Source organism: Reichenbachiella sp. MALMAid0571 (genome assembly GCF_040151475.1).
Lineage (GTDB): Bacteria > Bacteroidota > Bacteroidia > Cytophagales > Cyclobacteriaceae > CAXBNB01.
Window position 1 is genome coordinate 1 of record NZ_JBDKWG010000148.1, and the last position, 23,227, is coordinate 23,227.

Here is a 23,227-nt window from a genome sequence, read left to right on the forward strand (position 1 = left end):
AAACTGGTCGCTTCTACTATTGTAAGCAGGTGGGAATCTCAAGATGCTACCATTGAAAACTGTTTGAACTGGTTAAATCAATACCAAAGGCAGATCGAAAGAAATTTGGTTACAGGCTATGGATAATGTGACAAAGTAGGGTTATTCACTTAATTTGAAAGATATAGAAAGCGCAGAGTGTATTTTACTTGGTTGTTACTAACAACCTTTACAACAAAAGTCTTTAATCATATAAAATGCGAATAACCTTCCTTCTGATTTTATTGTTTATTCAGCTCAACCTTAGTTTAGCACAGGTGTCAGTTGAACAATTGGAATTAATTCACGGAAGTCATAATGTGGGATTTATTCATTATAAAACTTTTGACAGTTCCAGAACATACAACCGAATATACGACTGGACAAACGTGAATATACCAAGACCAATTCCGGTTAGCATTTGGTATCCCTCAGATGAAAATATTTCGAGCATTGAATCACTAGTTGTATTGGATTATATGAATATTCTAAAGGAAGAAGAGGAATGGGAACATCTTCCGGACGAACAAATTTTGAACTGGTTTTATTATCCCAATACACCATCCAATCAAAATCACCTTAAGGAGCCTACTTCAGCGTATCCCGAAATTATTCCAGCGAAAGAGAAATTTCCTGCTATAGTTTACGCACCTGGTTATCAGGCATCCTCCATTGAAAATTTTGCTCTTTGTGAATTTTTAGCCAGTTATGGATATGTAGTAATTTCCAGTCCAAGTCGTGGAACTGAAAACCGTTTTTTTGAAGGTGGAACAGAAAAAGACATGGAAACTCAAGCGCAGGATATTGAATTTCTAATAAAGGAAATCAAGCAATATCCTTATGCTGATCAGAATAAAATAGCTACCATAGGATTTAGTTACGGAGGTTTATCCAATGTATTGGCTAAAATGAGGGACGATAATATTAGAGCCATTGTGAGCCTTGACGGAAGTATCAAATATCAATACAAAACATTAAAAAAATCACCATTTCACAACATTGAAAAAGTAAATGTCCCTTTTATTCATTTTTCTCAAAAAGAAATTCCACACGAAGTTCTAATTGAAGATAAAATAGATTCTGCACTTAATACAGAATTTGAATTCTATGACAATCTAAAATATAGTGAGGCATACCATTTCCAATTTCACAATTTGACTCATTCATATTTCAGCACGCTGGGTGTTTTATTTCAAACCAGAGACAAACGACAGGACAAGAGTGATGTTGAGATTATGGAATCGTATAGATGGATGTCCATTTACACACTTAATTTTCTAAATGCTTACCTAAAAAATGACTCACATGGATTAGAATTTCTAAGACGAGAGCCAGATAAAAATACCAATCAAACCAGATTAATTTCTAAAACAACAAAACCAGCTGCCAATCGAAAATTCAGCTTCCGGGATTTTAATGATACAGCTTCCAGGAAGAATTACAAGAATCTTGAGAAGTTGTATGATTCGTTAATTAATGTTTATCCAACATTAGAATTACCAGAAGGAAATCTTAATAACCTTGGACTACAACTCATTTTTAATCCACAAAAATCAGAATTTGGTATAAGCATTTTTCTATTAGCCACAATCATTTATCCTGAATCAGCAAACCTATGGGATAGTCTTGCTGAGGGATACTTATTTATTGGTGAAAGTAAGAAGGCTATACAGAGTTTTGAGAAATCACTGGAATTGTATCCTCAAAATCAAAATGCAATAAATAGATTAAATGAGCTAAGAAAAGCCGTTAACAAATGATATGCGTATTCCTCATACCTGTCAGTTTGAAACTGGCATGTAAATCCGCTAATTAGAAGAAATTAAATAAGTCCAAGAGTGGGTACTGTATCTGGACGTTAAAGTAATTTTCATGCTTTTGTTTGAAATATAAAATATAGAATCCGATTCTAATAATTTGCTAATTTGCATTAAAAACTAAAAATCAATGGGTAAACCATTAAAAACTAAACAGAGATGTACGTAAAAAGGAACTATGGATTTTGGATGACATTTAATTGGTCAAAGTGGCCATTTATAGTGGGTACGGCTTATGGCTTTGTCATTTGTTTGCTCTCATTTTTTTCAAAGGTTGATTTTTCTATTCCCTGGAGTCCTATAAGCATCATGGGTATAGCCGTTGCGTTCTACCTTGGATTTAAGAACAACAGTAGTTACGACCGAACCTGGGAAGCTCGAAAAATATGGGGGAGCATTGTGAACAATAGCCGCACATTTGGTGCTGCCGTTGTGTCATTTGTCCAAATTGAAGACAGTATCGCCATTCAAAAGGAATTGATATACAGACACATCGCATGGCTCACTGTACTTAGGCATCAGTTACGGTTGAGTAAGCCTTGGGAACATATTGAAAGCCGGGCTCAAGTTTATGCTCCTAATATAACTGAGGACTACAATTCAAAATTGGATCAGGAACTAAGCTTGTACATTTCGCAAGAGGAAATTCAATCGCTTGAAAACAAGGCCAATAAGGCTACCCAGTTGCTGAAAATTCAATCACAAAGGTTTCAGGAATTGAAAGACAAAAGTGCTTATGAAGATTTCCGGCACATGGAATTTCACAAACTCGTCACTACATTTTATGAAGATCAGGGTAAATCCGAACGAATCAAAAATTTTCCTTTCCCTCGCCAATACGCCTCAACAGCACTTTGGATGACCATCGTTTTTTCCTTTTTTGTGCCATTCGGTTTGTTAAATGGCTTTAAGGACATGAACGGTTTGGCATATTGGCTCTCTCCATTTCTTTCCGGTTTGATTATCTGGATTTTCTTCTTAATGGAAAAAATTGGTGATTATTCTGAAAATCCATTTGAAGGCTCTTATAACGATGTACCTATTACCTCTATAGCAAAAGCCATAGAGATAGATTTGCGGGAGATGATCAACGATGAAAATATTCCCAAGCCAGAGGAAGAGGAAAATGGTTTTTTGATGTAGTGGAATACACTTGAAGGCCTTAAGATCTGTAAAGACTGCAAAGTAAGGAAATGGGTTAGTTTAAAAAGTAATCTGAGGCAAGAAAACAGGGTAAGAAAAAAAGAAAAATAATCTTTAAGATGGTACTTTCGCAAATTTTTCTTTCACTTTGATGAAGTGGACAGAAAAAAAGCGGAAAGTGGTATGAGCCATTTTCCGCTTTTCATTAATCTATGCCTCCTTTAATTTACAAATACCCTCTTACACCTATAGTAGGTCTCAGGCTAGTGTTGGAGTGTCTCGATGAAGCTATCCTAAAAAAAGCATTATTTACCTGACTAAATACTACCACCAGACTAAACTCATAATTTCCTTCAGCAAGCCTCGTCTGCACTTCTTCGGTAATATCCACAGAGATTAGTTTGTGCAATGTATTTGCATCTGTATCTACGCCGAAATTTTGAGAAGGAGTGGCTCCAGCAAACACCCAGGTGTTTACTGCCGGTTGAGTGTTCCAGGTAGTGGAGTAATCTACTACCTGATCTACAATATAAACGTTAATTGCATTCAAATCTTCTTTATGAGAAAACACAACTGGTAAATTGACAGATACTAAATCATCCACTGATATATTATCTTTTACACTAGTGAAATCTACTACCATGTATGTTCGACGGGTATTTAAATCTGTGGTAGTTTTTACTTCCAAAACTTCTGATGCCAGGTTGTCATCACCATTAGCGGTTTTCACAAAAAAGTCCACAGAAGTGTCAAAAGTAAATCGATCAGCCTTAGCCAGTATTTGAATTGGTTGACTTGGGGCTGTAAAGAAAGTATCAATTGCTCCGAGTTCTGGCACGAAAGCCGTTCTGTACGTAACTGGCTGACTAAAATCAACATTATTAAGGGAATACTGAAAAGTATCCGTCTCATAAGTAAACAATTTTGAAACCACATTTTGATTCACGTCAGTATAACTTAACTCAAGCGCAACTTCCTGATCTGAAGTTAAGGCAGACCAGCTTAGGTCTACAGTATTGCTTTCTGATTGGGTTGCCCCAACCAACCGTCTATTACTTAAAGTAGTTTGATAGGCACTTCCATATACGTTTCCTACTTTTTCATACAAGATGGATCTGGCGTTTTTATCACTATTGGTTACTAGCTCGAAGGTTACAGCTCCTTCCGGTAACTTCAACTGGTCGTTACCAATGATCACGCTAATGGCTTCATCCACTTGACGATCAGGAATGTCAATGTCAATAGAATCCTGTCTTTGCGACCAATATACTTTAAGACTTGTGGCTCTTAAGTCAGAGGCCCAATACCAAAGTTGAATACGCTCTTTTCCACCAAAAACTACGGCACTATCAACTGCCCCGATAAAGTTTTGTTCACCCTCAGTCATATACATTTCATGAATATCGTTGATATCACCACAACCATAGATAAGAGTAAGGCAGGTGATCGTTATTGCCAATATTATATTATTTTTCATATTAAATACTTTACACGTGTAACTACTTTACTCTTTAATCTCACCCCAAATATCCAACTCTTCAACATTGAGCTTGTTAGATTTGGACCATGTTTCCAAACAGCGATAGCGTAAATATCTCACTGAAGGGACCCCGTCTACTGGAAATTCAAATTCTTCACCTTCATGAGCTGCTTGTACATCTTGTTCGGTAACAGAGCCATAATCAAGACCTGAAGGTTTAACAGATTCTCCATTCATCAATAATGTCCATCCATCAAAACTACATGGATCGCCAACAGCAACGTCTGCATCATTGGTACCCCAAACTTCGAAAAAACGTGCGTGATGTAAGTCATAAGGAAACCTTGGCCTGGCCCAATACTTAAAACGACTCAATTGAACTTCTACGCCTAAATCGAAAGTAAATGAGATAGGTTCATCCGTTCCATTTCTTTCCAAATAGTAAATTAAATCATCTGTTTTTTTCCCATCTAGTACCGTAGACCATCCTTTATTATATTGAGAATATCGGAAATCGGAACAAAGTGTCATTTCCTTCCAAATACTTGCATCCAGAAAGTCCTCACGCAAGGGAGTTGTTGTGTAAAACAAAGTATCGCTCTGGTTTTCGTAAATATCCTCTACAAAAATGGCGAATTCTGTTTCTACTCCTTTCTGTCCACGAACGGCAGTATTCACCTTCGCATCATTTCCAAAAAAAGCATCAGCAGTCGGTAGGAATTTACCGTCTTCACTTTTAGCTAATGTCCTGACTGCAATTTGTTCTTGCAAGGGGTTTTCCCAAGCTATTTTGAATCCGCCAAAAGAAGTTTCCAGCTGAATAGATTCTTTTATCTCAAAAATTGGAGAATCTTCTGGGCTGATATCTACTGTCACCGATTCTGACCTGTTTTTGCTTTTGTCTACCGAGGTGAGCTTAACCTGAGCTTGGGTAGCTTTGGCAAAACCACGTAGCTCCATATTGTTGACAAAACTGGATACTTTTTTAAGTCTTCTTTTTCCATTATTTACTTCATATTCAGCCTCTATATACAACAAATCCAAATCAGTTGGCACTTTATAAGTTAATATAGTGCCACCTTTGATGTTTTTCACTTCTACATTACTAACCACCTGAGGTGCTATACCATCTACAGGAAATTGTCCTCTAATTGTTTCTTCCTCACAAGAGAATGCACTAAAGGCAAGAAGAAACATTAATATATATTTTATCTTTTTCATATTAATGATTTTTTTGTAAAACAAATTACCAACCTGGGTTTTGCACCAAATTAGTGTTGGTACGCAAATCGGTCAGTGCTATAGGAAACAAATACTCTTTGGTGGTAAACTGAGGCACGAATAGTGTTTTTACTTGCGTAAAATCTTCCGCAGTTTCTCCGTTGGCATTAAGTCCTCTTATTGGTTGGTTTAGCCATTTTGAAGCAGTTTTCCAGCGACGGATATCCCAGTAGCGCTTACCTTCAAAGGCCAATTCTATTGTTCTTTCCTTTCTTATTATTTCACGCATACCTTCTTTGGTTGTAGGTTTTCCCGGTATATTTGAATGATTCGTCCAGCTTTCCACCACACCTTTCAGGCCAGCACGCTTTCTTACCAAATCAATGTACTCATATACATCAGTGTTAGGCACATCCAAAGATTCATTGAGTGCCTCAGCATATAACAAGTATAAATCCGAGAGTCTCATGAGGGGAAACGTGGAAGGTTCTATTAGGCTTGTAGATTCAGAAACGACGCTTTTATAATGACTAGCCTTTCTAGTCCAATACCCCGTAACCGCATGTCTAAGACCACTTCTCTTGCCACTTGGCTCTGTTCTTTTCATCCCGATAACATAAGCCTGCTCACTTGGAGAAGAATTAGGATCGCCTATTTCTCTCAATCTACCATTGCCAAACCATATAGCTCCATCGAAAACCACATTAGCATAAAAGCGAGGCTCCCTATTCAAATTTGCTTTAGCCGTTTGATAATTGGCAGATACATAGTGTGTGTGATCAGCCGGGGCTGAGGTGATGGTATATCTGTCGATATAATCAAAAGAGGGGTCTTCGTCTATTGGTACACCATTACTGCTATAGTAAGCATCCACCATTCTCAACGAAGCTGAGATATAGGGATCTGTTTTGTTATAACCAGCCTGAGCTGCATTAAGCGGTGGGATACTACGATTATAAAATTCGTTTGTACTCATTTTATTGGCTGACCAAATGATCTCTTTATTCCACCTTTCTGTGGCAGCCTGTCTGAGAGACATCAATCTCTGCGTGGTATCCGACAAATAATTCAACTCTTTGAAGTCGAAAAACTCATGACCAGCTAATAGACAAGTGTCTATCGCCGATTTGCAAGCTTGAGCGGCTCTTACCCATTTCTTGTTGTCATGCTGATCATTGAACAATGATATGCCTCTATTATCTACCAATCCTGCAAAATCTAAATTACCATTGAACAAAGGACTAGCTGAAGTTGTAAGTATCAAAGCTTTTAGAGTAAGTGCCATGGGAATGGTAACACGTCCTAATTCTGTAGTTACATTCACGATTTGCAAAGGCAAATTAGGTACAGCCTCGTCGATAAGGCTTACTATATAATCAATGCCTTCGTCAAAAGGCTCTCTGAACACCCTTACGTCATCGGTATCTGCTGCAATAGGGAAGTTTTCTCGAATGATAGGTATTGCACCGTACATTCTCATCAACTGAAAGTGGTAAAATGCTTTAAGCACCTTAGTCTCTGCTGCCCACAAATCAGCCTCTTCCTCACTAAGGTCTCCACCCACATTGTGTACATTTTCTAAGAAAACGTTGCAGTCTCTAATAGCATTATAGAAAGGCCTACCTCCATTTCTTCCACTCCAATAATCAAAGGAAGGAGATCCAGCGTTTTGTATTCCTCTCATCAAATTATGGCTTCTGAAATTTGAAGTGGCACCATTATAATATGGGTCTTCCAAAGTCCAGTATTCATCACTACCCAGTAAGGTAAAATCAGTGGAAGGATGACCGTATGTTGGCATATACGAATAACATGTAGCCAGGTATTTCTCGGTGCTGGATCTATCTGAAAACGCTATATCAATTGTGGGTAAATTGTCTGGAACGACATCTAAATAATCACTGCATGAAAAACTTATGCAAGTAATGAAAAGTACAAGTATATATTTCTTTAAATTCATAATTGAAAATTAAAATGAAGCTTTGATACCTAAGTTGAATACTTTCTGGATAGGGTAACCCAGACCATTTTCTGCTTGCTCTGGATCCCACAATTTGAATTTACTGAAGGTAAGCAAATTGGTTCCTGAAGCATATAGCCTAAAACTACTCATACTGAGTTTTTCAGCCATTCGCAGAGGTAAGTTATAACCCAATTCAACTGATTTAAGACGTATAAAGGAACCATCTCTCATCCACCAGGTACTCGTACTATTGTTATTTGTCACCAATTTATCTGACAATCTTGGCCAAAGCGCATATATATCCTTATTTTCTTCATCCCAATGGTTGTCAGCATAGACCTGCAACAAGGCATTTTTCGATATTACGCTTGCATCATCATCTACATCTATGAAAGGAGCTGTGGCTTGAGGATCAATAAAAAATGCTTCTCTGGAAAGTCCTTGAAAGAAGAAAGAAAAGTCCCATGATTTGTAACCGGCGGACAATCCCATACCATAAACAATCTGAGGACTCGTTGGAAATCCTATTGGCACTCTGTCTAAGGAATTAATAATATCGTCACCGTTGATGTCTTTATATTTGATATCTCCCCCTCCATAATCTACACCGGGGTTACCAAATTGAGTAGGCGAATTTTGAGCTTCAATATCATCAACAAACAATCTTTCAGCTATATAGCCATAGGTTTGACCTATTGGTTGGCCTATTCTGGATAACCAAGGAGTTTCAGAATTATCTACTTCTTCGTACTTCGAATATTCTGACTTGGCATAAGTTATATTAGCTCTTCCAGTAACCCACAATTCACTAGAAAAAGCATGGTTGTAGTCTATTGATAAATCAAATCCTCTGCCTTTACCTACACCAAGGTTTGACTGTGGTGTAGCTTGCAAGCCCATAGTAGTAGGGATGTCGGCACGAGTCTGTAATACATTGGAACGGCGTTCGGTATATATATCTGCTCTAAATTCAACTTTATCCCATAATCCTAATTCTACACCTATATTAAGCTTCTGAGCGATTTCCCATGTAATCTGGTTATTGGCATATCGTGATGTACTGACTCCAGGCACGTAGTAGCCCGCATTTTCTCCGTAACTGTAACCATACCCTGTATCATTCAGATTCACACTGGATAAGTAAAAGAAACGATCAACTTTGTTTCCAATAGCATCGTTACCCACAAGTCCGTAGGTTGCTTTCAATTTTAATTTTGATATTGTAGAAGATAGATTACCGCCCCAAAAGGGTTCGTTGGATACATACCATGCTAAACCTACAGAAGGAAAGAATCCAAATCTTTCATTTTTAGCAAACCTTTCCGAACCATTATAACCAAAATTGAATTCAGTAAAATACCTGCTATCGAAAGAGTAAGTAAATCGACCTGAAACACCAAGGTTTCTTTCTGGCAAAGATTCCTGTAATGAACCAGCATTGGGTGTGAGTTTACTACGACGAATACCAACCAACAAACCGCTTATGGAGTGCTTATTAAATTCTCTGTCGTAATTCAGTGTGAATTGAGAGTAATTGGTTGCGGCTATCTCCTTTTTACCATCACTGTCGTTATAAGACAAAAACTGCTGCCCCTGACCAGGGTTAAGTTGGGTTAAAGAATATGAATCGCTTTGTCTGTCATAATCAGCTACATTGTACCAAAATGGTACTGTAGATCTCTGCAAGTCAAAAAAGGTAGTTCTGGTGAGATTAAATAATGCATGAAGTTTTAAGCCTTTTGCGATAAAACTCAAATTTTGTTTTAGCTCCAACTGAGCCAATACTACAGACCTTGAATAGTCTTTGTAACCTTTTACCAGATCAGCGTAGGGATTGATGTATTGTCCTTGTTCAGAATTCCCATACAATATGTGATCCACATATTGATAAGTTTCGTCAGCTTCGTAGTAGGCTGGAAATAATACGGGATCGGCTCTCAATATTTTTTGATAAGTATCCTTACCACCATCAAGAGGTCCCCTGTAGTCGTCGAAAGTGCCATGCAACCTGACAATGGCTTCTGTGCTGGGTGTGAGATTAATATTGATATTAGATCTTAATAGATATTTTTTTAAATCAATATTATTGTTGAAGTTGTTCTTTTTATCAACTTTCAAAGTGCCATTATCCTGACTGAAGGAGGATGCGATATAGTACCTTGCTACTTTACCCCCACCGCTTACGTTGAAATTTCCACGATAGTTCATCGTGTTGTTTTTGAGAAGCAGATCTTGCCAGTCATTAGCAGGATAAACATAATTATTCAAGCCAAGTTGGGTGTTTTCAATCTTTTGCTGAGAATAAGGCACATCACTTAGCTTATTTCTTGTTCTGACTGCTTCGTTGTTTAACCTCATATAAGTGATGGGATCGGCGATTTTCAATTCTCTCGTGGGCATGGATACCGAAGATTCTATACGTACCGATACTGTGGTTTTACCTTCTTTTCCTTCTTTGGTTTGCACCAACACGACACCATTAGCTCCACGAGCTCCATACAATGCAGTAGCAGCAGCGTCTTTCATGATAGAGAAACTCTCAATGTCATCAGTTTGAAGTCGTGACAAGTCAGTGGAAGTCATTTCTACACCATCAATCAATATCAATGGAGAAGCCACGTTGCTAAAGGTTGTTACCCCTCTTATAAAAAAATTGGCATCATCCTGTCCCGGTTCGCCACTACGCTGGTAAGCTATTAAGCCGGACACTCGACCTGCAAGAGCGGTGGTAAGGTTACTGGAAGGAACTCTCAATTCAGATGGACGAACAGTTTCAATAGAAGAAATAACACTTTCCTTCTTTTGTACACCAAAAGCAACTACCACCACTTCTTCCAGTACTTCTGAATCTGCCTTAAACTGTATATCTACTACACTCCTACCAGCTACTGCTACCTCCTGAGCTTGATAGCCTACAAACGAAACCACTAAGATGGCTTCTTCTGGTATATTGAGTTTGTAACTCCCGTCTAAAGCTGCGGTAGTGCCTATTGTAGTACCTTTTAGGACGATAGTTGCTCCAGGCAATCCCTCTCCAGTTTCATCGGTCACTTTTCCTGATATGGTAACATCTGCTCCTATCTGTAGTTCTTCTACTAGGGGTGTGCCAGAGTGTTTTACTACAAAAATCTGATTGCCTACACGCCTAAAACTCAGCCCGTTTTTTTTTGATATGCCCAACAATATCTTTTTCAATGACGTATTGTTTGCCTCTAGGCTTATCTTTTTGTTTATGGCTAACCTTCCTTCTTCATAAGCAAACTTAAAATCTGTTAGCTGAGTTATCTGCTCAAAAACATGCTTTAATGTTTTGTTTTTTAGTTCAAGAGACAGAAAAACATCTTCCATTCCTTTGTTGGTCTGGGCATTTCCGTCGGATGCCATCAACATGCCGGCCAAAGTGACCTGCAGTATCAATGCACATATTGTATATCTCGACATAATATAAATTTTCTGTAATAATTTATATTTCATAATTTTACAATTATTATAAGGTATAACATATCTTTATTTTATTAGTGAAGCTCTCATTTTCTTAGTATCGAGCTGGGAATCGGGAGCTTCATTTTTTGTTATTTCTGTTGTCTTAGCTAGTGTTTATGTTTTTCATTTTTTCTTTTATTAGTGAATAGTTTTACTTTTTTTCCTCTGATCTTATAGTCGAAATTCAGGGTGTGTTGCATCCCTTTTAGGATGTCTTCCAGTGCCATGTTTTCAAACTCTCCTGTAAAGTCTTTTGCAGCCATGGATTCGTCATAACTGATGTCTACATTATACCATTTTTCCAGTACGTTGACTATTTCGGTGAAATTGGCTCTTTTAAATCTGATGATGTCTTCCTTCCAGGCCAGTGTTAATCTTGGATCAAACTGAGAGACGGTGATTTCATTGCTAAACCTATCGTAAACAGCTTCCATGTTTGGAGTAAGTGAGGCTTCCACTACACCATCTCGGCTAACCTCTACTTTTCCGGTAGCCAAAGACACTTTCAGTTTGTTTTCATCGGGGTAAGATCTAATGTTAAACGAAGTACCCAATACCTTTAATGAGAGGTCGCCCAAGTGGACTATAAATGGCCTTTCTTCGTCTTTGGTTACTTCAAAAAATGCTTCTCCGGTTACATGTACCTCCCTTAGGTTTTTCTTAAAGTTTTTGGGATAGCTCAAAAAACTCTGAGCATTGAGCTTAATTTTAGTTCCATCCCTCAACACAAGGTTAGACCTTTGCCCTCTTTCGGTGCTGCGTTCTACAATAGACACTACCTCAGTTTTCTGGCTTGGCTGGGTGAGTTGATGAGAGAAAATCCATACAAGTGAAATAAGTAAAATAGCACTAACAGAGGCTGCAATAGCATAATAGCTGAATGATCGTTTTTTTTCAGGTTGAATGAAAGTGGTTTTGTCTGCTTCCACAATTGAGATGAATTTCTCCAATTCCTGTTTGAATTCCTCGGGCGGAAGGAATTCATAGATTTGATTTAATACTTTTTTAGATTCGATGATTAAACTTTCTTTTTTAGGGTTTTGTATTAAATACTCTTCCCAAAATGCTTTGTCAACATCGGATCCATCCCTGATATACCTCTGAAAGGACTCGTCTAACACTAAATCTTGCAGAGTATATTCTTGTATCTTTTTCATAACCTGGCTTTTTCTATATACATGATACCAATCGTGTCATTTGGTACTCAGTTTTTTTGTTTTTTTTAGGGAAATTGTCAGAAGTGGGGTACAACGGGAAATTAATATGGCACATGACAGTTCATCTAAGAGCCTGTCTAAAACCATTGGTATGAATCAATACTCAATAGAAGGGGAAATACATTATGGCTGTAATACCTATAATAGTTGATCTTAATTTCTGGATGGCTCTATGAACAATATTTTTGGCAGACTGTGAGTTTATGGATTTTCTTAATGCTATTTCCTTGTAGGACAATCCTTCATAAAACATCATATAGATCACTTCTTTCTGGTTTTTATTCAAAGTGCTCAAGGACTTTTCAACCTTTAGATTACGTATTTTTTCCTCTTCCTCGTCGATCAATGTCTGTTCGAATGAAAATACAGCATCAAATTGAAACTCTTTATAATTAAACTCATCTTTTCTGTGAGCAATCTTTTTCTTTTCTTTGATAAGGGCATTCCATAGAGACTGCAAAAGATATGACCTCACTTTCTTAACCTTGTTGAGGTTATTGCGTGAAGCCCATATTTTGGCAAATAGTTCCTGAATGCAGTCTTTTGTCTGTTCACTATCTGCACAAGTCTTCATTCCATAAGAGTACAGAATATGATAGTGCCTTTTGTATAATTTGACTAAGCTTTCTGAACTACCCTCCCTTATTGAGGTCCATAGATCAATATCAGAATGGGTATCTGACAAGCTACTCTTTAGCTTATCAAAATCTACAGCACTTTTTACTGAAATAAGGTTATTCAAATCCATAGAGACAAACTCCGCAAAAGTAATAGTGGGGATAATTCACAAATATAAGGTTTTCTCATAAAAGGGATTGTTCACCCAATTTGTACTAAGGTAAACTGATGCTTGAAGGGTTATTGAGATCGTACTTGTATGCCTATTTCCACCGACATTTGTTGGTAGTAGTTTAGCCAAAAAAAATTGCACAATACTAAATTAACAATATCACTAATAAGACTATTTTCATTTAGCTCAATTAAGTTCTCCCTTTGATTAAGTATCATGCAACAAATTCGTTTGAAAAAAATAAATTCTTTCACACTTGAGGCAGAATATGGTTGAAGGGCACAAGACCTGCAAAGGCTACAAATTTTTACAATGAAAAAGGCAATAAACATTGCGCCTTGACAATCAACGTATGTATAAAAAGTAATGGAGTAAAGAAGAAATTCCATACCTTATAAAAAAAAAGGAATCCCGTCCTTACGGTTAGTAAGCTGGTCTTCTTAAATTCGCTTTTAGAAAAATTCCAGATGGCCGCAAAAGAGATAAAGGAAACCCCATTGATGAAGCAATACAATGCCATAAAGGCGAAGCATCCCGGTGCTTTGTTGCTTTTTAGGGTAGGGGATTTTTACGAAACTTTTGGGGAGGATGCCATCAGAGCCAGCAAGATTCTGGACATAGTACTGACAAAAAGGGCCAATGGATCGGCTTCTCATATTGAGTTGGCAGGATTTCCACACCATTCTTTGGATACCTATTTACCCAAACTGGTACGTGCCGGCAATCGTGTGGCGATTTGCGACCAACTGGAAGATCCGAAATCAGTAAAAGGCATAGTAAAAAGGGGAGTGACTGAGCTGGTTACGCCGGGTTTGTCGATGAACGACAATGTGCTTGACCAAAGGAGCAACAACTATCTTGCAGCCCTTTCTTTCGGTAAAGAAAAAATTGGAATCTCTTTGTTGGATTTGAGTACCGGGGAATTTATGGTGTCTCAGGGCAGTGAAAATTACATCGACAAGTTGCTGCAAAGTTTCAATCCTTCTGAAGTCATTTATTGTAAAAAATTCAAAGAAAGATTCGAATCCAGACTGCAAGACAAGTACAACACTTACTGTTTGGAAGAATGGATTTTTGGGCTTGACTATGGCTATGAAAAACTGACGTCTCATTTCAAAACGGCCAACCTGAAAGGGTTTGGTATAGAAGAAATGACGGATGCAATTTGTGCTGCAGGAGCTGTCCTTTTTTACCTGGAAGAAACAGAACACAAAGAAGTCAATCATATTTCGTCCATTTCCAGAATTGAGGCCGATAAATATGTGTGGCTTGATAAATTCACTATCCGGAATTTAGAATTGCTCTTTACGCAACAGTCGGATGGAACACCACTCATTGATATTCTGGATAAGACATTGACCCCAATGGGTGCCAGAATGCTTAAAAAGTGGCTGGTTCTTCCATTGAAGGACAAGGCAGTAATAGAAGAACGATTGTCTGTTGTAGAGGCATTTGTAGAGCGACCTGCACTACAGGAAAGCCTATTAGAATTGCTTAAGCAAATAGGAGATTTGGAGAGGTTGATCTCCAAAGTGTCTGTGTTACGGATCAACCCACGGGAGCTTGTGCAACTTAAAAGGGCATTGACCAATATTGAGCCTATTATTTTGGCACTGAAAACTTCGGAAAATAAAACACTTGAAAAATATTCAGATTTACTCAATCCATGCCGTCACTTACTGGAGAAAATCGAGCTGGAGCTAAAAGAAGATGCTCCTATCCTTAGCAATCTTGGAAATGTGATCAAAGATGGAGTGCACGAAGAGCTGGATGAATTGAGGAAAATTGCTTATTCCGGAAAGGATTATCTGCTTCAACTTCAAAAAAGAGAAGTTGAACGTACAGGGATATCTTCTTTGAAAATCGCTTATAATAAAGTGTTTGGGTATTACCTGGAAGTAAGTAATGCCCACAAAGACAAGGTGCCGGAAGAATGGATCAGGAAACAAACACTGGTAAATGCTGAGCGCTACATCACCGAAGAACTAAAGACCTACGAGGATAAAATCCTGAATGCTGAGGATAAAATTCATGTGATAGAACAATCTCTGTTCAGGGATTTGGTTTTATTTTCTACTGACTATGTGTCTGAAATTCAGCAAAATGCCAAGACAATAGGTATGATCGACTGCCTGTCGTCTTTTGCGGAAATTGCGGTTAAAAACAACTATTGCAGACCGGGTATCACGGAGGAAAACCTGATCGACATCAAAGAAGGCAGGCATCCTGTGATAGAACAGCAGTTGCCTGTTGGGGAGCAGTACATTCCCAACAATGTATTTTTGGATGACATATCTCAGCAGATAATGGTGATTACAGGGCCAAACATGGCGGGTAAGTCTGCCCTGTTGAGACAAACTGCATTGATAGTGCTGATGGCTCAGATGGGATCGTTTGTTCCGGCAACTTACGCCAAAATAGGCATTGTAGATAAAGTCTTTACAAGAGTAGGTGCTTCAGACAATTTGTCGAAAGGGGAGTCCACTTTTATGGTCGAAATGACTGAGACAGCAAGCATTCTCAACAACCTGAGTGAGAAAAGTCTAATCCTGATGGATGAAATTGGAAGAGGAACCAGTACTTACGACGGAGTGTCCATTGCCTGGTCGATTGTGGAGCATTTGCACAACCATCCAAAATACAAGGCAAAAACAATGTTTGCCACACACTACCATGAGTTGAACCAGATTACAGAAGATTTTCCAAGGGTGAAAAACTTCAATGTGTCTGTAAAGGAACTGGACAATCGTGTCATTTTTATGCGTAAGCTGAAAGAAGGTGGGAGTGAGCACAGCTTTGGTATTCATGTGGCTCAAATGGCAGGTATGCCCAACGAAGTGGTGATCAGGGCTAATGAAATCCTTCATCATTTGGAAAAGGACAAGATCAAAGAACAGCACGATCAAAAGATACAAAGTCTTCCTAAAAACAATTTTCAGTTGAGCATGTTCGAATCTGATCCTCACTATGAAGAAGTATTGAGTTTATTGAACAAGCTGGATATCAATACCATCTCTCCTGTTGAGGCACTTTTGAAACTTAATGAGATTAAAAGTATCTTGAAAGGAAAATAGTGATTTCTCTGAATAAATTCAGTATTTACTTTCCTATGATTTTATCATATTCCTTCCCCCGGCTTGGGTCAACTTCCTGAAGTATGGCATAAGCTTCTCTTCGTTCACTTAGGTTTCCGTCGGAAAAGATGTTGGCGATCTCTTTGGATTTGGCATCCATAAATGAGATGGTCAGGATAGAACGTGGTTTTATTTTATTTACTTTTTGAATTTCCTTCAGGGTGTTTAACATCGTCTTTCTGGCATCATCAGGGTTGTCTATCATTACATCCATCCCCTGACGGTGATATTCGTAAATAGATTCTCTCAATGGCTTTAATTGTGCATTGATGATGTTTTCGGCAAGCCAATACCTGTTTCTAATACTATTGAACTGATCCCATCCGGTGTATCCGGATTGTTGGGCACTGTTGACTACCTGCCATGCTTTATTGAAGTATGTATCGCCTCCCATTTTTTCGAAGGAATCATAGTCAAAGCCAATGATCAAATAGGCATAGTATGCTAACAAAGAAGTGATATTGGAGATAAATGTATTGTCATTGTACTGTAAAGGTTGAGACTGGGTGTATTCGAAAGCCCAATCCCTGTCAGCAAAGTTTAAAAGAACGGATTCATAAGCAGACCCATAGATGGGTCGTGCAGACAATACCTGAACCGTCGCTGTGAAATTTCCAATGGAAGGTTGAGACTCCAGGGTTAAAATAATATTGCAGTTGATACGCTCTTCCAATTCAAATTCATCATCAGTCCACTTTCTGTTATTCATAAACTGACTAAAAGCCGTTTCCATCTCTTCAAATATCTTTCTTTCTGTGGATTGAATCTGACGAGCATTTACGCTTACCCTACAGTTTAATTCTTGTGCATACCCCGGTAGGCAAAATAATATAAGGAAACAGATGGGAATTATAATTTTATGCATTAAGATGCTCATTTATGTTATCAACAATATCTTCAGCTACTTGCTTTTTCGTTTTCAATGAAAAATGTCTTGGTTCATTTTTAACGCTGAAAATACTTATTTTATTGGTATCAAGTGAAAATCCTGCCCCATTGTCGTTGAGAGAATTTAATACAATCATATCAAAATTCTTCTTCTTCAATTTTTCCATTGCATTCATCTCTTCGTTTTCTGTCTCCAGAGCAAAACCAACCGTAAACTGACCCTTTTTTTTCAGTTTTCCCATCTCAGCCGCAATATCTTTGTTCTTAATCAGCTCAATATTCATGGTGCTATCCGATTTCTTGATTTTCTGTAGAGCAACAGTTGAAGGTTTGTAATCGGCAACAGCAGCGGCAAACACTGCAATATCCACTTTGTCAAAAAGACCATTGACACATTCGTACATGTCGTCAGCTGATTTTACCTTGTGTGATGAGATGTGTTCGTGAGAGATGTCCTTAACACCGGGACCGGATATCAGATGAACCGTTGCTCCCTGATTTGCCAGTACTTCTGCGATGGCAACTCCCATTTTTCCTGATGAATTGTTGCCAATAAACCTAACTGGGTCTATTTGTTCGTGCGTAGGCCCGGCAGTAACCAGAGCGGTTTTACCAACCAGTTTTTGTTTGTTTTGAAAGAAGGTTTTGATGTGTTCCAAAATATTCTCCGGCTCAGCCATACGCCCCTGACCAACCAGTCCACTGGCCAGTTCGCCATGTTCAGCATCCAGTATTTGATTGCCGTATTTTTGCAGTTTGCTGAGGTTTTCAACCGTGGATAAATGCTGATACATATCCAAATCCATCGCAGGAGCCAGCATTACAGGGCATCTTGCCGACAGGTACACAGCACATAGAAGATTGTCACAAATTCCGTTGGCCAGTTTGGCAATGGTGTTGGCACTGGCTGGAGCTATTAGTATGAGATCAGCCCATAGTCCAAGTTCTACATGATTCTCCCATTCACCTTCTTTGTTTTTGACAAAATCTAAAGAAACGGGTGTTTTAGAAAGCGTGGCTAGTGTGAGAGGTGTGATAAAATCAGTGGCTGAAGTGGTCATTATTACTTTCACTTCAGCACCCAGGCCAACAAGAAGTCTTACTAAAAATGCGGATTTGTATGCGGCTATACTGCCGCATACTCCCAGTAAAATCTTTTTTCCCTCTATCATGAGGGTAAAATTATTTAATTATAATCTAATTCCGCCTTCTTCCTTCTCAGGATCTCTGAATAATATCTTGTCTTCAAGAAATTCTTCAACAGCTATTGCTGTAGGTTTTGGCATTCTTTCATAGAATTTAGAAATCTCGATTTGCTCTCTGTTTTCGAAGATTTCTTCAAGGTTGTCAACCGTAGAAGCAAATTCAGCCAATTTACCGCTCAATTCTTCTTTGACATTACTTGAAATTTGTCTTGCTCTTTTTGATACTATAGCAAGAGATTTGTAAACATTACCAGTTGATTTTGAAAATGACTCGATATCTCTGGTTACAATTGATGGATTAGCCATATTAGTATTATTTTTTTGCAGTTAATTTTCTTATTTCATTCAGTGAATCAGAATACATGCTTTCTGCACGTTTTAAAAACTCACTATTAGGGTATTTGTCTATTAGTTCTTCGTAGATTTCTACGGCTTTTGAATATCTCTCTTTTTGTTTGAAGTCAATACTTGCTTTAGCATAACTGTATTGTGTATCGACAGATAAAAACAACGCTTCTTCCTTTAATTTAGAATCAGGAAATTCTTTAGCGAAATTCTTAAACGCAATCAATGCGGCTTCATACCTTCTTAACTTGTGGTATTGTTTAGCATTATCAAACGCCTTTATCTCCAGTTTTTGCTGCATTTCATCCATAATGTCATTTACCTTGTCGGTGTATTCGCCATGAGGATGATTGTTGATGAAGTTTTGAAATTCGGTAATTGCATCGTAAGTGCTAGTCTGATCCAGATTGGAGTCTGGTGATTGAAGATACAACGAATAGGCGTTCATATAGGCAGCCTCTTCAGCAAACTCACTTCGAGAATAAACTACCGAGAAATTCTTAAAATAGTTGGCACTTAACAAATATTGCTTTTGATAATAGTAGGTATATGCGTGTAGAAAGTTTGCTTTTTCGGCTTCTTTGGTTCCACGAATTATTGGCAATATCTCTTCCAGCAATACTCCGGCACGGTAGTAATCCTCATCTTCGTAATACACCAAAGCAGCATCATACTTCTCTTTCCAGTCAGCACTTTTTTGAATTTTCCTGAATTTACTACAGGAAGTCATCAAAATCATGACCAAAAGAGCCAGATAAACGCTAAATAACCTCATTTTTCGCATAGGGCTGCAAATATAAGGGGCTTTATTATAAATACCTATTGGGAAAGATTGTTCTTCTGGCATGTTTTGTTTAAAAAATGTTACTTATGGCTGAACTGTAACTTGGTAATGAAGTTGTAAAAAGAAAAGTTGCTTGTCACTCTCAAAATTCTGTATTCTTCAATCTCGGTATATTTCTGTTTTTGAATTTTTCTTTGTCAGGCATTTTTATTTCAGCCGGAATCACTTTTTCATCTACCTTATACTGTTTTTGAACTTCTTTTATTTTCTCCATAACGTCTTTTTCCACATATCCTTCTTTTCTATAATAGGAAACTACATCTTCCAATGTAGGCTTTTCAGCTTTTCGCCAGACAAACCCTTCCAGATTCATTTTGTCCTTGCTAAGTTCATGTGGAGGAATCAACTCAGCTTCTGGTTGGTTGTAGAAGGAAATAGTCAGAGGGTCTCCATTCTTAAATATGATTCGCATATCACCACATAATATTTTATTCATACCGAGCATAATGGAGTCACCTTCCAGTAAATAATACAAGCTTTCACCATTTCCATTGATGTCCATGGCACTAATAGCTCCCTGATCAAAATAGGCTGTCATATTTCGCCCCTTTACCTGATTGAACTGCCCAAGAGTATCTTCAGATGCTAAAAATGAACTCTTCCTCATCTTCATTTTGTCAATAATATCATTTACTAAATAGAGATCGATGGAATCAGCCTCTATCTGACTCTTATGATTCCAAAGTATAGGATCGTCATACATTACAATCATAGAATCTGACATGAAATAGGACATTGAATCACATTTGCCCTGTAAGTTGCTTTTGAACAATTTCACATCGTAGTATGCCAGGATTCTTTTGTCGGCTTCTATCTCACTTTCGATTGCCACCAAAGTATCGGCAGCTAAAAAGAAGGTATCTAACTCCATCAGTTTTTTCATTACGGGATTACCAAAAATCTTACTTCTTCCGGCTGACTGGTCGTAGATTCCCTTTTTTCCGATAATGACCACATCTTCATTTTTTGATGTCAATTTTACATTACCAATGGCAGTATAAAATTTGGTGGCATCATCTAAAAAGAGCTCATCCCCTTCTAAAATATATTCTTTTGTTTCTATGACTCCTTCATCAAAAATGGTGACATCCACTGCGGTTTTAAACTCACCTCCAAGGGCATGAACGGTAGTATTGTCATCCGTAATAATTTTAGTAGGACCTTTCGTAATGGCTATTTTGGTAGTGGTGGAGTATTCGAGTGTATCTGCTTCCAAATCATAAGTTGGAGACACAAGTTTCACTTCTTTATAAAATACTGCGTAGTTTATTTGAGAGAAAAACCTTCCATTGTCACTGGTAAGCGTGTTTTCTGCATCTATTAGTTTTCCGTGATCTCGGAAATCGGCAATTTTTTCAATCAGATCATAGTCAAGTATATCCGTGTAGAGGGTTCTTCCTCCGTTTTTATATACCACATTTTCCCTGAGTTTTGCCTGTCTTGTTGCTCCTTCATAGACTAGTTTTTTAGATGTAATGGTGACAGAGTCTCCGTCTTTGATATGAACATGACCAAAAGCTTCTAACCTGTTGTCTTTGGTGTATTGATAGGAACTGTCGCAATGAATTACGGTTGATTCATGCGTAAAGACAACATTTCCTATAAGCTTTCTGAATTTAACTTTTCCTCTGCCGTGATACTCCACGACATCTGCCTTGTATCTGGGTCTTTTTTGGCCATAGGCTTCCCATTGAAGGGCAAAAACGATAAGAAGTAATGGGAGAAATTTTAAAAACCTCATCTAACAAGTTATATCTGTGCAAAACTATATCGGATCAATAACGAAAAAAACCTAAGTTTGATTTATAATTCTGAATCAATACCTGAATGCTTTATAAATTTCAAAATTTCTGTACTCAAAACAATCTCTTTTCTAAAGCCAATAAAATACTGTTGGCTGTGAGTGGAGGAGTGGATTCGATGGTGTTGATGCATTTGATGGCAAATTCGGATTTAAAGTTTGGTGTAGCTCATTGTAACTTTCAGTTAAGGGGTACAGCGTCTGATGGTGATGAAGAGTTAGTGGTTCGAACTGCTAATGCTCTGAAACTGCAATGTCATATTGAACGGTTTGATACTTATCAATACATTAAGGATGAAAAAACATCTCTTCAACAAGCTGCGCGGGATTTAAGGTATAATTGGTTTGATAGTATTTGCGATAAATATGGATATGACAAGATCGCAACTGCCCACCATGCTTCCGATCAAACAGAAACAATTCTATATAACATCACTAAAGGCTGTGGTATTTCGGGATTGAGAGGAATTCCAATGATAAATGGAAAGATAACCCGGCCATTACTTTTTGCAACCAGGCAAGAAATAGTGGCTTATGCCAAGGAGAATAATATAGGTTGGAGGGAGGATTCCTCCAATAGTGATGAAAAGTACAATCGCAACTTGATTCGTCATTCGGTAGTTCCTCGTCTTAAACAAATTAATCCTGGCATTGATAAAACCATGTTGAGAAATACCACCAGATACCGGGCAATGGAAGAATTGATTGGTTCTGAAATAGAAAAGATCAAAATGCGGTACTTGTCATCGATATCGGGAGGTCATATTTTATTGACAGACTGGATGGTGGATCAAAAAGGGAGTATAGTTATTTTAGAAGGTATATTAAAGGAGTTTGGGTTCAACTACGATCAGGTTTCTTCTATTTATCATTCATTGACTGGACTTTCAGGAAAAGTGTTCTATTCTGATGGGTTTAAGTTAAATGTTGACAGAAGCAATATTTATGTTTATCCTATTTCAGAAAATGAAGATATTCTAATCGAAATTGAGGAACAGGATTGTACTTTTGAAGTGGCTGCATCAGTTTATAAAATGACGAGAATGCCAGTTGAGAAATTCAATATGATCAAAAACCCGAAATTTGCCTGTCTTGATTTTGACAAACTCGTTTTCCCTCTGAAAATAAGAAACTGGCAACAAGGAGACTGGTTTATGCCGCTGGGAATGAATTCAAAAAAAAAGCTGAGTGATTTTATGATTGACGAAAAAATTCCCGTAAACTTGAAAAACAGAGTGGTTTTGCTGGAGAGTCAGGGAGACATAGTATGGATAGCAGGTTATAGAATTGACAATCGATACAAAATCACACCCCAAACCAAGCTGGTGCTTATTATAGAAAAATCAGATGTTCAATCCATTTAAGAAAAGATACAGTACCGAGGAAATGAGCCTGTTCAGGTTCATGTCTCAGATCAGGCAATTCGAAAACCTTAACTATGACGAACTGTCTCAAATCGCACCGTGTATGTACCTGCGTACTTTCAATCATGATGAAGTGGTATTTTTCAGAGGAGATCCCAGCTACGCATTATATATTGTAAAAAACGGAAAAGTATCACTTCGTGTGGATGTTAATGACAAATTTGAGGAGTTAACTAATGTGAGACCGGGAGAAGCTTTTGGAGACAATTCCTTGTTGAATAATACCAAAAGGATCTATACTTCGGTAGTAGTTTCTGAAAAAGCAGATTTGTATGTGATCCCTCAAGCCAATCTATTGGACATACTCGATGACCATCCGCAAATTAGGGCTAAGATCATGACTTCTTTTTCAGAGTTGTACAATGAATACACCTCCACTTTATTTAAAAAATACAGATCTGCTTTCGGATTTTTTGATTTAGGTATGGTTTATGACAAGAGTCATTGAAAATCT

Annotated in this window: 16 protein-coding genes; 5 read left to right on the top strand and 11 right to left on the bottom strand. The window is 37.8% G+C overall.

The features are described from left to right. Positions 1-236 precede the first annotated feature (236 nt). Together AAOP42_RS20090 and AAOP42_RS20095 are read left to right on the top strand one after the other, a co-directional pair. Positions 237-1,778, top strand: a complete 1,542-nt coding sequence (locus tag AAOP42_RS20090; RefSeq protein WP_349530377.1) for a tetratricopeptide repeat protein — start codon at positions 237-239, stop codon at positions 1,776-1,778. A gap of 216 nt (positions 1,779-1,994) precedes the next feature. Next, positions 1,995-2,978 (top strand): bestrophin family protein, encoded by a 984-nt coding sequence (locus tag AAOP42_RS20095; RefSeq protein ID WP_349530378.1) that lies wholly within the window; start codon positions 1,995-1,997, stop codon positions 2,976-2,978. A 226-nt stretch (positions 2,979-3,204) separates the two neighbouring features. On the opposite strand, the gene AAOP42_RS20100 is transcribed toward AAOP42_RS20095, so the two are convergent. The 6 genes from AAOP42_RS20100 to AAOP42_RS20125 form a co-directional block, all read right to left on the bottom strand. Next, positions 3,205-4,455 (bottom strand): DUF4998 domain-containing protein, encoded by a 1,251-nt coding sequence (locus AAOP42_RS20100; RefSeq protein WP_349530379.1) that lies wholly within the window; start codon positions 4,453-4,455, stop codon positions 3,205-3,207. 27 nt (positions 4,456-4,482) lie between these two features. After that, positions 4,483-5,679, bottom strand: coding sequence for a DUF5000 domain-containing lipoprotein (locus tag AAOP42_RS20105; RefSeq protein ID WP_349530380.1), 1,197 nt, complete (start codon positions 5,677-5,679; stop codon positions 4,483-4,485). Positions 5,680-5,704: 25 nt separating this feature from the next. Beyond that, the gene (locus AAOP42_RS20110; protein ID WP_349530381.1) at positions 5,705-7,639 is read right to left on the bottom strand and encodes a RagB/SusD family nutrient uptake outer membrane protein; all 1,935 of its coding nucleotides are present in this window, start codon (positions 7,637-7,639) and stop codon (positions 5,705-5,707) included. Between the two features lie 9 nt (positions 7,640-7,648). Next, the gene (locus AAOP42_RS20115; protein ID WP_349530382.1) at positions 7,649-11,083 is read right to left on the bottom strand and encodes a TonB-dependent receptor; all 3,435 of its coding nucleotides are present in this window, start codon (positions 11,081-11,083) and stop codon (positions 7,649-7,651) included. Between the two features lie 149 nt (positions 11,084-11,232). After that, positions 11,233-12,282, bottom strand: coding sequence for a FecR family protein (locus tag AAOP42_RS20120; protein WP_349530383.1), 1,050 nt, complete (start codon positions 12,280-12,282; stop codon positions 11,233-11,235). 163 nt (positions 12,283-12,445) lie between these two features. Next, on the bottom strand, positions 12,446-13,090 hold the full coding sequence (locus AAOP42_RS20125; RefSeq protein WP_349530384.1) for an RNA polymerase sigma factor: 645 nt from the start codon (positions 13,088-13,090) through the stop codon (positions 12,446-12,448). 509 nt (positions 13,091-13,599) lie between these two features. On the opposite strand from AAOP42_RS20125, the gene mutS reads away from it, so the two are divergent. Further along, complete coding sequence (mutS, locus tag AAOP42_RS20130; protein WP_349530385.1) at positions 13,600-16,206, top strand: DNA mismatch repair protein MutS; 2,607 nt, start codon at positions 13,600-13,602, stop codon at positions 16,204-16,206. A gap of 25 nt (positions 16,207-16,231) precedes the next feature. Here mutS and porD read toward each other — a convergent pair whose 3' ends face one another. The 5 genes from porD to AAOP42_RS20155 form a co-directional block, all read right to left on the bottom strand. Beyond that, positions 16,232-17,131, bottom strand: coding sequence for a type IX secretion system protein PorD (gene porD, locus AAOP42_RS20135; RefSeq protein ID WP_349530386.1), 900 nt, complete (start codon positions 17,129-17,131; stop codon positions 16,232-16,234). Continuing rightward, positions 17,124-18,326, bottom strand: a complete 1,203-nt coding sequence (gene coaBC, locus AAOP42_RS20140; RefSeq protein ID WP_349530387.1) for a bifunctional phosphopantothenoylcysteine decarboxylase/phosphopantothenate--cysteine ligase CoaBC — start codon at positions 18,324-18,326, stop codon at positions 17,124-17,126. Before coaBC ends, porD begins: the two co-directional genes overlap by 8 nt. Positions 18,327-18,344: 18 nt before the next feature. Then, positions 18,345-18,665, bottom strand: a complete 321-nt coding sequence (locus tag AAOP42_RS20145; RefSeq protein WP_349530388.1) for a DNA-directed RNA polymerase subunit omega — start codon at positions 18,663-18,665, stop codon at positions 18,345-18,347. Between the two features lie 7 nt (positions 18,666-18,672). After that, entirely contained in the window at positions 18,673-19,551 is an 879-nt protein-coding gene (locus AAOP42_RS20150) for an outer membrane protein assembly factor BamD (RefSeq protein WP_349530389.1), read from the bottom strand. A 79-nt stretch (positions 19,552-19,630) separates the two neighbouring features. After that, positions 19,631-21,289, bottom strand: a complete 1,659-nt coding sequence (locus AAOP42_RS20155) for an OstA-like protein (protein WP_349530390.1) — start codon at positions 21,287-21,289, stop codon at positions 19,631-19,633. Positions 21,290-21,375: 86 nt separating this feature from the next. Here AAOP42_RS20155 and tilS point away from each other — a divergent pair, with 86 nt between their 5' ends. Continuing rightward, the gene (tilS, locus tag AAOP42_RS20160) at positions 21,376-22,713 is read left to right on the top strand and encodes a tRNA lysidine(34) synthetase TilS (RefSeq protein WP_349530391.1); all 1,338 of its coding nucleotides are present in this window, start codon (positions 21,376-21,378) and stop codon (positions 22,711-22,713) included. Beyond that, the gene (locus tag AAOP42_RS20165) at positions 22,697-23,221 is read left to right on the top strand and encodes a cyclic nucleotide-binding domain-containing protein (RefSeq protein WP_349530392.1); all 525 of its coding nucleotides are present in this window, start codon (positions 22,697-22,699) and stop codon (positions 23,219-23,221) included. The genes tilS and AAOP42_RS20165 overlap by 17 nt, the downstream gene beginning before the upstream one ends. Positions 23,222-23,227: the final 6 nt, after the last annotated feature.

Bases quoted from the DNA above. Each gene is read 5' to 3' on its own strand.
- AAOP42_RS20090 (WP_349530377.1), top strand. From the start codon at position 237: ATGCGAATAACCTTCCTTCTGATTTTATTGTTTATTCAGCTCAACCTT.
- AAOP42_RS20095 (WP_349530378.1), top strand. From the start codon at position 1,995: ATGTACGTAAAAAGGAACTATGGATTTTGGATGACATTTAATTGGTCA.
- AAOP42_RS20100 (WP_349530379.1), bottom strand. From the start codon at position 4,455: ATGAAAAATAATATAATATTGGCAATAACGATCACCTGCCTTACTCTT.
- AAOP42_RS20105 (WP_349530380.1), bottom strand. From the start codon at position 5,679: ATGAAAAAGATAAAATATATATTAATGTTTCTTCTTGCCTTTAGTGCA.
- AAOP42_RS20110 (WP_349530381.1), bottom strand. From the start codon at position 7,639: ATGAATTTAAAGAAATATATACTTGTACTTTTCATTACTTGCATAAGT.
- AAOP42_RS20115 (WP_349530382.1), bottom strand. From the start codon at position 11,083: ATGTCGAGATATACAATATGTGCATTGATACTGCAGGTCACTTTGGCC.
- AAOP42_RS20120 (WP_349530383.1), bottom strand. From the start codon at position 12,282: ATGAAAAAGATACAAGAATATACTCTGCAAGATTTAGTGTTAGACGAG.
- AAOP42_RS20125 (WP_349530384.1), bottom strand. From the start codon at position 13,090: ATGGATTTGAATAACCTTATTTCAGTAAAAAGTGCTGTAGATTTTGAT.
- mutS (WP_349530385.1), top strand. From the start codon at position 13,600: ATGGCCGCAAAAGAGATAAAGGAAACCCCATTGATGAAGCAATACAAT.
- porD (WP_349530386.1), bottom strand. From the start codon at position 17,131: ATGCATAAAATTATAATTCCCATCTGTTTCCTTATATTATTTTGCCTA.
- coaBC (WP_349530387.1), bottom strand. From the start codon at position 18,326: ATGATAGAGGGAAAAAAGATTTTACTGGGAGTATGCGGCAGTATAGCC.
- AAOP42_RS20145 (WP_349530388.1), bottom strand. From the start codon at position 18,665: ATGGCTAATCCATCAATTGTAACCAGAGATATCGAGTCATTTTCAAAA.
- AAOP42_RS20150 (WP_349530389.1), bottom strand. From the start codon at position 19,551: ATGCCAGAAGAACAATCTTTCCCAATAGGTATTTATAATAAAGCCCCT.
- AAOP42_RS20155 (WP_349530390.1), bottom strand. From the start codon at position 21,289: ATGAGGTTTTTAAAATTTCTCCCATTACTTCTTATCGTTTTTGCCCTT.
- tilS (WP_349530391.1), top strand. From the start codon at position 21,376: ATGCTTTATAAATTTCAAAATTTCTGTACTCAAAACAATCTCTTTTCT.
- AAOP42_RS20165 (WP_349530392.1), top strand. From the start codon at position 22,697: ATGTTCAATCCATTTAAGAAAAGATACAGTACCGAGGAAATGAGCCTG.